The sequence below is a fragment of the Candidatus Vicinibacter affinis genome (assembly GCA_016714365.1).
Lineage (GTDB): Bacteria > Bacteroidota > Bacteroidia > Chitinophagales > Saprospiraceae > Vicinibacter > Vicinibacter affinis.
This window is the reverse complement of sequence record JADJNH010000005.1, coordinates 1,479,115-1,490,826: the sequence shown is the minus strand read 5'-3', so window position 1 is coordinate 1,490,826 and position 11,712 is coordinate 1,479,115. Positions and strand designations below refer to the sequence as shown.

The following is an 11,712-nucleotide window of genomic DNA, read 5'->3' as shown; positions in this document are numbered from 1 at the left end:
AGGCTCGAATAATTTATAATTTTGCAATAAATTGATTTATTGGATAATTTCACAATATTTCAAAGATAGATAGAAGCAATGAAGATTAAGGAAACTCAGGAATTAAAAAATGCATGAAAAAAATTATCTCAATTATCGGAGCCAGACCCCAGTTTATTAAGCATGCCCCCATTGAATTGGCGTCCCAGGGATTGGCGAACCTGGTTACCGTTCATACTGGTCAACATTATGATTACAAAATGAGTCAGATTTTTTTTGATGAACTAGGGATGAAAAAGCCTGATTACCAGTTAAATGCCGGTGGTGGCAATCACGGGGACATGACCGGAAGGATGATGATTGAAATTGAACGAATTGTTTTAAAAGAAAACCCGGATATGGTATTGGTTTATGGAGATACTAATTCCACACTTGCAGGAGCCTTGGTAGCTTCAAAACTTAAAATACCTGTTATACATGTCGAAGCTGGATTAAGAAGTTATAATCGCAATATGCCAGAAGAAATCAACCGGGTGTTAACAGACCATGTAGCCAGTCTTCTGTTTGTACCAAGTGATTCAGCCACAGAAAATTTGAAAAAAGAAGGAATAATACAAGGTGTATTCAATACCGGTGATGTTATGTGCGATATGATAAGAATAGCCAAAGAGAACAATATCATACAGGACGTGCAATCCAACTATATATATGTAACTTTGCACAGACCTTATAATACAGATGAATTACCTCGTTTAAATTCAATTTTAGAAGCGCTGAACCAATTAGAAACCCCTGTTCACTTTTATGTTCATCCAAGAACACAACAAAAGATAAAATCCGGATTATCAGATAAAAATTTTATTAATATACAATTCAATGACCCCTTATCTTATTTTGACAATTTAAACGCAATGAATCAATCAGTTGCGGTTATTACTGACAGTGGCGGAATTCAAAAAGAGGCCTATATACTCAAGAAAAAATGCATTACTGTTCGAAGTGAAACAGAATGGATTGAAACATTGAAAGGTGGTTGGAATACTTTGGTCTGGGAGGATTTAGAAAATATCAAAATGATTCTTGCCAACTCTTGTGGAAATTACACCCACAATCTTTACGGGAACGGGTATGCGAGTCAACAAATATTGGATAGGATAATCAATTAATCTTTTGCACTAAAAATGAATCCCAAATTTAGTATTGTATATCCAACAAAAGATAGACCTGATTATTTATACTATTGCTTGAAATCAGCTAAACTACAAACCTTTGAAAATTTTGAGGTAATCATTTCTGATAATAGCCAATACCAATCAGCAAAACCAGTTTATTCCGAATTTCTCAACGATCCAAGATTTAAGTACTTTTGGACTGGAGGTCATTTAGCAATGGCTGACAATTTTTCATTTGCAATAAAGTTGGCAAAAGGCGACTATGTAACAGTATTAACAGACAAAGTTACCTTGCTTCCTAGTGCCTTAGAAGTAGCAAATAAAATACTGCAAATAAATATTTTTTTAGGAGCATGCTTTGGTTAATACACTTAGAATAAATATCATATTATATGGATAATAATGTTTCTTGAATTGAATGTTGATTTACAGTCAATTTAGGAACTTCACGCCATAGTTTCAATATTTCAGATTTATTAAATTACCTATGAATTTATGTTTCTATAATTCATAAAAGTTCAATATTCTTTATTTAAAGATTTATATTTTATATATTTACGTTGAATTTACTTATTAAAATTGATGAGTATTACTTTTTGCAATAAATGAAAATTCTAGTAATTTATTATAATTGGGAATTAAATCCTAGAAAAACTATAATTGAAAATATTAAATCCTTTGAAAAATATCTTTCATGCCCAGTTTATTATTTAAATATAGCTTGGGGTATTCCAATTTGGATTGAAAACTTAAAATTCGATGTAGTTATTTACCATTACACATTCTTGGGATTAAAATGGGTCGACGGAGAAAAGAAACTGTTTAATCCCAGTATTGATAGATTAGCAAAAATTCAAGGAGTTAAAATTGCAATGCCGCAAGATGAATATGTTTTTTCAAATTTGCTTTGCAGTTTTTTTAAACGTCACAAAATTGATATCCTTTGTACTTGTTTTTTTTCAGAAGATTATGAAAAAGTATATCCAAAAGATTTAACTGGAATTATACATTATATGACAGTACTCCCTGGTTATGTTGACGACGAAGCAGTTCTTAATTGGAAAAATAAAAACAGCGAGCATAAATTTAGAAAAATTGACCTGGGATATCGTGCCCGCAAAAACCCATATTGGTTAGGAAAATTAGGTTTTTATAAATGGTATATCACTGAAAAGTTTAATCAGATAAAGACTGATTTACGGTTTGACCTGTCAAATGACCCAAAAGCTGTTATTACTGGTGAAAAATGGTATAAATTTCTTGCTTCTTGCAGATGTGTTTTGGGTGTAGAGAGTGGAAGTAGTCTATTAGATCCAGAAGGCAGGATTAGACTTTCAGTGAATAATTATGAAAAAAATAATCCAAATTCAACATTCAGCATGTGCGAGCAAGCTTGCTTTCCAGGTTTAGACGGTAACATTAATTTATCGACAGTGTCACCAAGACATTTTGAGGCTTGTATCACTAAAACTTGCCAAGTGCTTTTGGAGGGTAAATATGCTGGAATATTTATTCCAGAAAAACATTACATTGAAGTAAAAAAAGATTTTTCTAACCTTGATCAAGTAATTGAAAAAATTGGAAATATTGAGTATTGTGAAAGAATTGCAGAACAAGCATACAAGGATATTATCATACCTGGAAATTTAACTTATAAAGTCTTTCTTAACAATTTACTTGATTTTGTTTTATCAATAAAAAAAACAATTTCTGAAGAAAATAATAATAAAATAATGTCTAAACTCAAAAGAAGAGAAAAGCACCCTTACTTATGTAGTCCATTCAAGTACTTCATGCTTCTATCTAAAGGATATATAAAGATGAATTTAGTTAAATATGGTTTATTAGAATTTTTCATTAAAAAAGTTTAATTGAATCTAACTCATATATTTTCTCATGTACATATGGTAAAACGTTAGAAATATTATAATGACAATTTTAATCCTCTACCATCAAAAACCCCGAGCTCAACGGAAAGCCATTTCAAGGCATCTTGAAGCATTTGGGATTACAGAACGCCACAAGGTAGAATATTGGAATATAGCTTATGGAATTCCTGAAATCGTACTTGAATGTGGGTTTGATGTCGTGATTTTTCATTTTACCTTTTTTCTGCCAAACATTAATAAAAAATTTGATACAGAATTTATTCGCTGGAGTGTTTTAAAAAGGATGGATGCCTACAAAATTGCACTTGTGCAAGATGAGTATGTAAATACCTCCAGCTTATGTAAATTTTTTAAAGAATTTGGGGTAAAAGAGATTTTTACTTGTTTGCCAGAGTCATTATTTCAAACTGTTTATCCAAAAGAAAAAACGGGTATTGAATATTATCACACCGTACTAACTGGGTACATTGATGACCAAATGATTCATGATTATGGTCAAAGTGCCATTCCTCACAAATCCAGAAGGTACGATATTGCTTACAGAGCAAGGAAAATGCCTTATAATCTTGGTTTTTTTGGAACCTATAAATGGCGGCTTACAGAAGTATTCAAAAAATATTGTGAAGGTTCAAATTTTAAACTAAATCTCTCAAATGACCCCCAGGATTTTCTATTTGGAGAGGCGTGGTATTCTTTTGTAGGCAATACTAGAACCATGTTGGGTTGTGAAGGAGGAGCGAGTCTCCATGATCCGGATGGAATCATCCGAAGTTGTTGTGAAAAGTTAATGCTCCAAAAATCAGATTTAAGCTTTGAAGATGTTGAAGAACATTGCTTTAAAAATCAGGATGGTAAATTTCCATATTTTGCCATTTCTCCAAGGCATTTTGAAGCTGCAGTGAGCAAAACTTGTCAGGTGTTAATTGAAGGGCATTATAATGGAATTCTCATTCCCTGGATACATTATATCCCTATTATGAAAGATTGGTCAAACATGAGTCAGGTTCTTGAAAAAATAGCAGATGTTGAATATTGTGAGAATTTGGCTGAGAAGGCTTATACTGATTTGGTTTTATCTAAAGAGTTCACCTACCCTAAATTTATAGATTTTGTATACAGAAATATTGAAGAACACATTCAGAAAACTAACTCAAACTTAATAAATAACCAAGCTATAAGCAGATTGAGATTCTTTCGACGTTACTCTTTTTTAATTGCTCCCAAAGCATATGCAATAGCCCATCTGACCGAATGGCTAAAGCAAGTTGTTTGGTTTTGGGGTTGGGATAAAAAACTTTGGTTTAAAAAAATAGAGCTTAAAATTTTTGGACATAATTCTGTTAGATAGAACACCAATTCAGTGAATATAGATATATACTCATTGTGCAATATGAACAAATATTAGCATCTTTGCGGCGATTATTGTTTTTCAAAGCAGATCATCAATTCCATGTGTGGCATAGCAGGAATCTATCAAAAACGAATTCTCAAAAAGGACCATTCCTTTATGCAAGAATTGCAGTCCATGCACGAACTTATCAAGCACAGAGGGCCTGATGGTGAAGGCATATGGACGAGCCAGGATTTTAAAGTTGGAATGTGCCACAGAAGATTATCAATAATTGATACTTCGGAGACGGGTCACCAGCCAATGCAAGCGCTTGGTGGACGATTTACCATTACTTATAATGGTGAAATTTACAACTATCTGGAATTGAGGAATGAGCTAAAAGATTGCTTTCAATTTAAAACACAATCGGATACTGAAGTAATTCTGGCATCTTATCAAAAATGGGGTGAAGGGTGCGTAGAACATTTCAGGGGCATGTTTGCCTTTGTTATATGGGATGCTGACACCAAAACTTTATTTGCCGCACGAGACAGATTTGGGATCAAACCATTTTATTTTCATGACAATGAAAGTAGATTTTATTTTGGATCTGAATGCAAGGCGATTTTCCCCTATCTAAATGACAAAAAAGTTGACCTGGAGGGACTTAAAGACTATCTTGCCTTTCAATTTTGTCAGGAAGGCAAAACGCTTTTTGAAGGTATAAGAGAATTGCAGCCAGGACACAAACTCAGACTAAATGACAAAGGTTTGAGTATAGAAAGATATTGGGAGGTACATTATGTGCCAGATTTTTTACACACATCTAATTACTTTGAAGAACGACTTAGAGATTTATTAGAAGATTCTGTTAAATATCATTTAAGGTCTGATGTCCCGGTAGGTGCATATGTAAGTGGTGGATTGGATTCCAGCGCAATTGCTTCGATTGCATCTGATCTTGAAGGTGAAAATTTTCTTGGCTTTACTGGAAAATTTTCATTCAGTAAAGATTATGATGAAAGTTCATATGCAAGATTGTTGTGCGACAATAAAGGATTCCAGCTCCACGAAATAGATATTACTGATCAGGATTTTATCAATTCCATCAATAAGGTGATCTACCATCTTGATTACCCTGTAGCTGGTCCGGGATCTTTCCCTCAATACATGGTTTCGGGTCTTGCTTCCAAGTATCGAAAAGTGGTCCTGGGTGGTCAAGGCGGCGATGAAATTTTTGGAGGATATACCAGATACCTTATTGCCTATTTTGAACAATGCATTAAAGCGGCAATTGAAGGCACTGATAAATCCGGCAATTTTATTGTGACCTATGAATCTATTATACCAAATCTAATCTCGCTTAGGAATTATAAGCCAATGCTGACTGAATTTTGGAAGGAAGGCTTGTTTGAGGAAAGGGACAAAAGATACTTTAGACTGATAAACCGGGCCCCACAACTTGGAGATGCTATTAGGTGGGATCTTTTGGGAGCATACAGTCCTTATGAATCTTTTAAAAAAATATTTGAAGGGGACAATGTAGGGAAGCAGTCCTATTTTGATCAAATGACTCATTTTGATTTCAAAACCTTGCTGCCAGCCTTATTACAAGTAGAAGACAGAATGAGTATGGCAAATGGACTTGAATCAAGAGTTCCACTTTTGGATCACCCTATTGTCGAATTAGCCGCTACAATTCCCTCCAATATTAAATTTGAGAATGGGGACATGAAGCATATCTTTAAAAAAATGGTGACCAAATACCTTCCAAAGGAGATCCTTGAACGTAAAGACAAAATGGGTTTCCCAACCCCGCTTGTGGAGTGGTCAAGAAAAGGTCCTGTAAAAGATTTTATTTTTGATACTTTCAATTCCACCAAGGCCTTAAATCGTGATTTTATTGACAATAAAAAGGTTCTTCAAAAAATTGAAAATGAATCCAAATTTGGAAGGAATCTTTGGGGATTTTTGTGCCTTGAAATTTGGCATCAGGAGTTTTTTGATAAAGATTTATTGAACAAATAGTCGTTTATTTTATTCATAAATAGTTAAATTAAGTAAAATGAGAAAAATATTAATTACAGGTGGTTCAGGATTTGTGGGATCCCATTTAGCTGATCGTTTATTGGCAAAAGGTGACCAAATCTTAGTAATAGATAATTATCAGACAGGTAGAAGGGATAATTTAAAACCTCACGCCAATCTAACAATAATCGAAGGCAGCATAGCAGATGAAGTATTGGTAAATAAATGTTTTGATGAATTTAAACCAAATTTAGTTGTTCATGCCGCGGCTGCCTATAAAGATCCAAATAATTGGATAGAGGATGTAAACACAAATATACTTGGCACGATTCACGTAGTAAATGCTGCAAAAAGAGTAGGTGTTGGAAGATTCATTTATTTTCAAACTTCTCTTTGTTATGGATTGAAACCACTTGAGCAGCCGATCACCTTAAAACATCCCTTGTTTTCTGGAGATTATCCAGGGGGAAGCAGTTATGCAATCAGCAAGACCGGCGGAGAACAGTACATTGAGCTAAGTGGAATAGAATTTTTATCTTTTAGACTCGCCAATGCTTATGGCCCGCGAAACATCAGTGGACCTTTACCTACGTTTTTTCAACGACTTACTGCTGGCAAGGCATGTTTTGTAATGGACACCAGAAGAGATTTTATTTACATAGATGACTTGGTGGATGTTGTCGAAAAAGCCCTTGAAGGATTAGGAGAGAAGGGGTATTATCATATTTCTACCGGTTCAGATTATTCTATTAAAGAGCTATTTGATGCAACTGTAAAAGCGTTGGACATTAAACTGGATAATGAAGTTGAAGTTAGAGAAAGAGGAGAGGATGATGTATTTACTATACTCATAGACCCATCTAAAACTGAGGCGCATTTCAATTGGAAAGCTAAAACATTGCTAGAGGTTGGAGTAGCTAACGCCATTCAATATTATAAAGACTTTGGAATCGAACAAACATTTACCCATCTTAAAAAAATGGATTAATGGAAGAAGATTTTTTTTTAGGTAAAACAATTGTTGTTTCGGGTGGCGCTGGTTTTGTTGGCAGCAATTTAGTTAAAAAGCTATCCTTACAAAATCCGGCAAGGATATTTGTTGTCGACAATCTGCTATCTTCAGAAGAAATAAATATAAAAGGAATACCCAAGGTTGAATTTATAAGGTCGTCTATTGCCAATGATGATGTACTTGAACAAATTTACAAAGTACGGCCCGAATATATATTTCACCTTGCCACCTATCATGGAAATCAAAGCTCGATTCACGACCCAATAGCGGATCATGACAATAATCTTATAACATCGATCAAACTTTTTGATAAATTTAAAAATGATTCAAATTTAAAAAAGATAGTTTATTCGGCCGCCGGCTGTGCTGTTGCGGAAAAATCAGTAACTACTGCAGAGGCAACTGTTGAAGATGATCATGTGTCACTTGTGATGGACAGCCCTTATTCTATTTCTAAAATCGTGGGTGAGTTTTATGCTGTATACTACCATAAGCAACATAAACTGCCTACTGTGAGAGCTCGCTTTCAAAACGTATATGGTCCAGGAGAAATATTGGGTGCTGGTGAATGGAGAGGCACTCCTGCCACTGTTTGGAGAAATGTAACACCTACATTTATATATAAAGCTATCAAAGGCATGTCATTACAATTAGAAAATGCCGGAAGTGGTTCCAGAGACTTTATTTTTGTGGATGACATTGCAAGAGGTTTAATGGCCTGTGCTGCGAAGGGACAACCTGGTGATGTTTACAATCTTGCCAGTGGTCGAGAGACCACCATTCGAGAGTTGGCTGAATTAATCATGAAGATTACTGGTAGCCAATCAAAACTGGAAATTCTTCCAAAAAGAGATTGGGACACCTCTATAAAGAGATTTGGGAGTACTGCAAAGGCTCAGGAAAAAATAGGTTTTGAAGCAGTGATTCAAATTGAAGAAGGATTAAGGAGGACAGTCGAATGGACCACTGAAAACCTTCCTTTAATTGAATCTTGTATCTTAAAGCACCAGGATAAGCTGATGGTTTAACCCATCAGTTAAGAAATAAACTTACTATTCCTGTAAAAATTATTACAATTCCTGTGATAAGTCCTGCACTGTGCTCCACTTTATGAAAATTTAATTTTTGCATTCCTCTCCAGGAAATATCCACCCACAATAACATCCCTGCAAGGGTAAATAAAGCGTAAATAATTGCCACCATCAACAAAGGATACAAGCCATAAGATCCTGCTGCAAAAAAGAATGCTTCTATCTCTATGCAAGGCGACAACAACATGAACATCATAAGGGACAATATCAGTTGTTTTTTGCGGATCGGTGGTTCCATCAACTCATTATCCAACTGAAAATGATGATGAGTGTGATGTCGATAAACAAAATAAACGCCCATAATAATTAGTAGTATTGGGCCAGCCAGTTTAAATATTGCCTGAAATTCCAAATTCAGTTTAAACCCGATAAAGCCAATTAATATCCCCAGTAAAATTGAACTCAACACATGACAAAGACCAACAAGGAATGTAACTTTTAAAGTTTCATATTTGGTCCAATTGGAGGTTTTCGAAACTGAAAGTAAAGGAATCCAATGACTTGGGATCAAAGCATGAAGGATGCTAACAATTATTGTTCCTGTTATGATCTGATACATCTGTGACTACAAAGATGAAACATTTGAATCAAATTTTTATTTCATCCTTCATGGTTAAATTTATTTAAAATAAAATATTATATAAATAATTAATATTTAATTGTAATGCAAACATTTCCAGTGCCTGATTAAAGAGCGTAATAAATAAGCACCATCCACTAACTTTATGATGAATATCATGTCAATGACTGACTGATATCAAAGCATGATAGGTTCCATACTGCTAACTTGCAGCTTAAATCTATATATCTCATGGGTATGCTTCTTTGTCCGGTTGATTTTTCTGAAAGTTCCAAAAATTCACTGAATTATGGAATTGCAACTGCGCAAGTGTTGGGTTATTCGGTCCATGTACTTTATGTCTTTCAAGTACCTGTAGCATCATCGGATGCATTTGTGTTTGTTCCAAGTAATGAGGAGTTGGAATCCATGAAGAATTCCTACGAAAAAAAACTTGAGGAATTTATCATGGAGGCATTGTCACAGTATCCTTCAAATGAAGTTAAAACCAGTTTTGAGGTGAGGTATGGTGATGTGGAATCTGAGATTCTGGATATTGCGGAGAGTCTAAAAATTGAGTTGATCATTATGGGTATTCAGGGAAAGGGGTTTTTGACGGAGAAACTGATTGGCAGCACGGCCACCAGAGTCCTGTCTGAAAGTACCATTCCAACATTGGTGGTGCCGGCAAGTGCTCAATTTAAAGTACCAAAAAGTATATTGTTTGCTTATGATAACAAAGGATTTACCAATAAGGCCGTGTTGAAGCCTTTACTTTGGATGGCGAAAGTCTTTGATTCCAATATTTCGGTTGTAACCGTTTTTGAAGAGATTGAGCAATTTCCTGAAATGGCAAGTTCGCTGCATAAAGAAAGTCTCCAGCCCGCTTTGGAATCCTATGAAAAAACCTCCTACCATGTAGTGCAAAATCGAGACTTTGTCGAAGGTGTCAAATTGTTTTTGAAGGAACACCCATGCGATATAATTTATCTTATTAGCCGTAAGCATAATTTCTGGACCTCATTATTTAAAGAAAAACATGCCAAGGAGATGGCATTTCACGGAGATATACCAATTCTTTCAAATCTTGAATGTTAATTGATTTAATCATGAAAATAAATGTAGGTGACAACCAAACTATAAAAGAAATTCAAACGAATTTCTCTGAACGATATCCTTACTTGAAAATTGAATTTTTCACAAAGCCTCATGAGAAATTCAGAGGTTCAAGCAGGGAAAATATGGTTGACTCTAATACCCTTATTAAAAATTGCAGATCTGTTCATGGAGAGGGTGAAATTGAAATATTTCCCAGCACTAAGGTATCCACTGTTGAGAATAAATTTAGAGAGATTTTTGGACTTCACGTTCAGGTGTTTAGAAAATCCGGAAATGTATGGATTGAAACTACTGTTACCGATGACTGGACTCTTGAAAAACAAAACCATGAAGCTGAGTCTTTCATTAAGGACATCCAAGGGCACGAAGAGTCCTATTCCATTTAACTACAACCTGATGAAACATTAAATATAGACATCAGGCTTATAGATTAGAATTACTTGAAAAAAAAATTAAACTATTGTTGGCAGGAGTATATTGCTTGGGACATCTGCTCTTCAAGTAAGGAATAAGAATCAAGTGAGGAATAAGAACACTCAAACTTTCAACGATTCCAATACAAGGAGATTTATTTCACGATGGTCACAGGACAGGAGGAGTTCCTAAATACATATTCTGCCACACTGCCCATAACTAATCTTTTTATACCCTTGCGACCATGAGAACCCATCACAATTAGATCTACATTTCTTGTTTTAGCAGTATCCAAAATACTCTCCCCTATATCATTGGCATCAAGGTTTAAAAGTTCAGCGTCCAATTGTGTGTGGAGCCTTTTCAAATCTGAAACTATCTTAACCATTTCAGTCTCCAATTCAATCTTCATTTTAGACATTAGGTCAATGGCCAGGACATTATTATTCAGCAGATATGACCCCCCTTCAAACTTGAACGGATCATCAAAAACACTCAAGACAATCAGTTTTGCCTTGTGGTAATCAGCTAGTGCGGCGGCATGCTCTAAAGCCCGCCCTGCATTCTCAGACTGGTCATAAGGGCAAAGTATTACTTTATACATAAATTAATATTAATAGACCACAAAAAGTAGCCTTGCGAATATACAAGATTAGTTTTATAAAAAACTCTAATATTTTAACACTATTTGCTGTTCTCAGCAACTACATATCTAAGAATATCGAATGGAGTAATGAGACCCTTTAATTCAGATCCCTCCACTACTGGTAAACAATGCAAAAAATTGGTCAAAAAAACATCTATTGCCACTTCAATCCTGTCATCACTTTCCAATTTTCCCAATTTTGTTACCATAATTTGTTTAACCTTGGTAAATTGTAGTTTCTGATCTTCAGACACCTCAAGATCCCTTGAAAATCCCTCGGAGTTTACATAAAGCAGAAAATCTGACTTACTGACCAAACCAACGATGTCCCTGAAGTTAACCACCGGAATGTGGTGAAATGAGTGTTCGTCAAAAATCTTCTTAACTTTCAACAAATTGTCTTCCGGGGTGACAATGATTACGTCTTTGGTCATTATTTTACTTACCGGTTCTTTTAAGTTTATCATATTTTT

12 protein-coding genes are annotated in these 11,712 nt (G+C 34.8%); 9 read left to right on the top strand and 3 right to left on the bottom strand.

Annotation, left to right across the window (positions count from 1 at the left end; translation table 11 throughout):
• Positions 1 to 113 precede the first annotated feature (113 nt).
• The 7 genes from wecB to IPJ53_05905 all read left to right on the top strand — a co-directional run bounded on the left by wecB (position 114) and on the right by IPJ53_05905 (position 8,438).
• The gene (gene wecB / locus IPJ53_05935) at positions 114 to 1,145 is read left to right on the top strand and encodes a UDP-N-acetylglucosamine 2-epimerase (non-hydrolyzing) (GenBank protein MBK7798628.1); all 1,032 of its coding nucleotides are present in this window, start codon (positions 114 to 116) and stop codon (positions 1,143 to 1,145) included.
• A gap of 15 nt (positions 1,146 to 1,160) precedes the next feature.
• Positions 1,161 to 1,517, top strand: a complete 357-nt coding sequence (locus IPJ53_05930; GenBank protein ID MBK7798627.1) for a glycosyltransferase family 2 protein — start codon at positions 1,161 to 1,163, stop codon at positions 1,515 to 1,517.
• Positions 1,518 to 1,756: 239 nt separating this feature from the next.
• Positions 1,757 to 3,022 (top strand): hypothetical protein, encoded by a 1,266-nt coding sequence (locus IPJ53_05925; GenBank protein MBK7798626.1) that lies wholly within the window; start codon positions 1,757 to 1,759, stop codon positions 3,020 to 3,022.
• Positions 3,023 to 3,080: 58 nt separating this feature from the next.
• Positions 3,081 to 4,388: a hypothetical protein gene (locus IPJ53_05920; GenBank protein ID MBK7798625.1), complete on the top strand. Its 1,308-nt coding sequence runs from the start codon at positions 3,081 to 3,083 to the stop codon at positions 4,386 to 4,388.
• Between the two features lie 102 nt (positions 4,389 to 4,490).
• On the top strand, positions 4,491 to 6,398 hold the full coding sequence (gene asnB, locus IPJ53_05915; GenBank protein ID MBK7798624.1) for an asparagine synthase (glutamine-hydrolyzing): 1,908 nt from the start codon (positions 4,491 to 4,493) through the stop codon (positions 6,396 to 6,398).
• Between the two features lie 37 nt (positions 6,399 to 6,435).
• Complete coding sequence (locus tag IPJ53_05910; GenBank protein ID MBK7798623.1) at positions 6,436 to 7,386, top strand: NAD-dependent epimerase/dehydratase family protein; 951 nt, start codon at positions 6,436 to 6,438, stop codon at positions 7,384 to 7,386.
• Complete coding sequence (locus IPJ53_05905; protein MBK7798622.1) at positions 7,386 to 8,438, top strand: NAD-dependent epimerase/dehydratase family protein; 1,053 nt, start codon at positions 7,386 to 7,388, stop codon at positions 8,436 to 8,438. The genes IPJ53_05910 and IPJ53_05905 overlap by 1 nt, the downstream gene beginning before the upstream one ends.
• 4 nt (positions 8,439 to 8,442) lie before the next feature.
• On the opposite strand, the gene IPJ53_05900 is transcribed toward IPJ53_05905, so the two are convergent.
• Positions 8,443 to 9,060, bottom strand: a complete 618-nt coding sequence (locus tag IPJ53_05900) for a hypothetical protein (GenBank protein ID MBK7798621.1) — start codon at positions 9,058 to 9,060, stop codon at positions 8,443 to 8,445.
• Positions 9,061 to 9,312: 252 nt separating this feature from the next.
• On the opposite strand from IPJ53_05900, the gene IPJ53_05895 reads away from it, so the two are divergent.
• On the top strand, positions 9,313 to 10,158 hold the full coding sequence (locus tag IPJ53_05895; GenBank protein ID MBK7798620.1) for a universal stress protein: 846 nt from the start codon (positions 9,313 to 9,315) through the stop codon (positions 10,156 to 10,158).
• Positions 10,159 to 10,169: 11 nt separating this feature from the next.
• Entirely contained in the window at positions 10,170 to 10,565 is a 396-nt protein-coding gene (locus IPJ53_05890) for a hypothetical protein (GenBank protein MBK7798619.1), read from the top strand.
• A 182-nt stretch (positions 10,566 to 10,747) separates the two neighbouring features.
• On the opposite strand, the gene IPJ53_05885 is transcribed toward IPJ53_05890, so the two are convergent.
• Together IPJ53_05885 and IPJ53_05880 are read right to left on the bottom strand one after the other, a co-directional pair.
• Positions 10,748 to 11,197: a universal stress protein gene (locus IPJ53_05885; protein MBK7798618.1), complete on the bottom strand. Its 450-nt coding sequence runs from the start codon at positions 11,195 to 11,197 to the stop codon at positions 10,748 to 10,750.
• A gap of 80 nt (positions 11,198 to 11,277) precedes the next feature.
• A complete protein-coding gene (locus tag IPJ53_05880; GenBank protein ID MBK7798617.1) occupies positions 11,278 to 11,706 on the bottom strand; it encodes a CBS domain-containing protein in 429 nt (142 codons plus the stop codon).
• Between the last annotated feature and the right edge of the window lie 6 nt (positions 11,707 to 11,712).

What these genes read in the sequence shown, in the direction of transcription:
- wecB (MBK7798628.1), top strand. Translation starts at nt 114, where the DNA reads ATGAAAAAAATTATCTCAATTATCGGAGCCAGACCCCAGTTTATTAAG.
- IPJ53_05930 (MBK7798627.1), top strand. Translation starts at nt 1,161, where the DNA reads ATGAATCCCAAATTTAGTATTGTATATCCAACAAAAGATAGACCTGAT.
- IPJ53_05925 (MBK7798626.1), top strand. Translation starts at nt 1,757, where the DNA reads ATGAAAATTCTAGTAATTTATTATAATTGGGAATTAAATCCTAGAAAA.
- IPJ53_05920 (MBK7798625.1), top strand. Translation starts at nt 3,081, where the DNA reads ATGACAATTTTAATCCTCTACCATCAAAAACCCCGAGCTCAACGGAAA.
- asnB (MBK7798624.1), top strand. Translation starts at nt 4,491, where the DNA reads ATGTGTGGCATAGCAGGAATCTATCAAAAACGAATTCTCAAAAAGGAC.
- IPJ53_05910 (MBK7798623.1), top strand. Translation starts at nt 6,436, where the DNA reads ATGAGAAAAATATTAATTACAGGTGGTTCAGGATTTGTGGGATCCCAT.
- IPJ53_05905 (MBK7798622.1), top strand. Translation starts at nt 7,386, where the DNA reads ATGGAAGAAGATTTTTTTTTAGGTAAAACAATTGTTGTTTCGGGTGGC.
- IPJ53_05900 (MBK7798621.1), bottom strand. Translation starts at nt 9,060, where the DNA reads ATGTATCAGATCATAACAGGAACAATAATTGTTAGCATCCTTCATGCT.
- IPJ53_05895 (MBK7798620.1), top strand. Translation starts at nt 9,313, where the DNA reads ATGGGTATGCTTCTTTGTCCGGTTGATTTTTCTGAAAGTTCCAAAAAT.
- IPJ53_05890 (MBK7798619.1), top strand. Translation starts at nt 10,170, where the DNA reads ATGAAAATAAATGTAGGTGACAACCAAACTATAAAAGAAATTCAAACG.
- IPJ53_05885 (MBK7798618.1), bottom strand. Translation starts at nt 11,197, where the DNA reads ATGTATAAAGTAATACTTTGCCCTTATGACCAGTCTGAGAATGCAGGG.
- IPJ53_05880 (MBK7798617.1), bottom strand. Translation starts at nt 11,706, where the DNA reads ATGATAAACTTAAAAGAACCGGTAAGTAAAATAATGACCAAAGACGTA.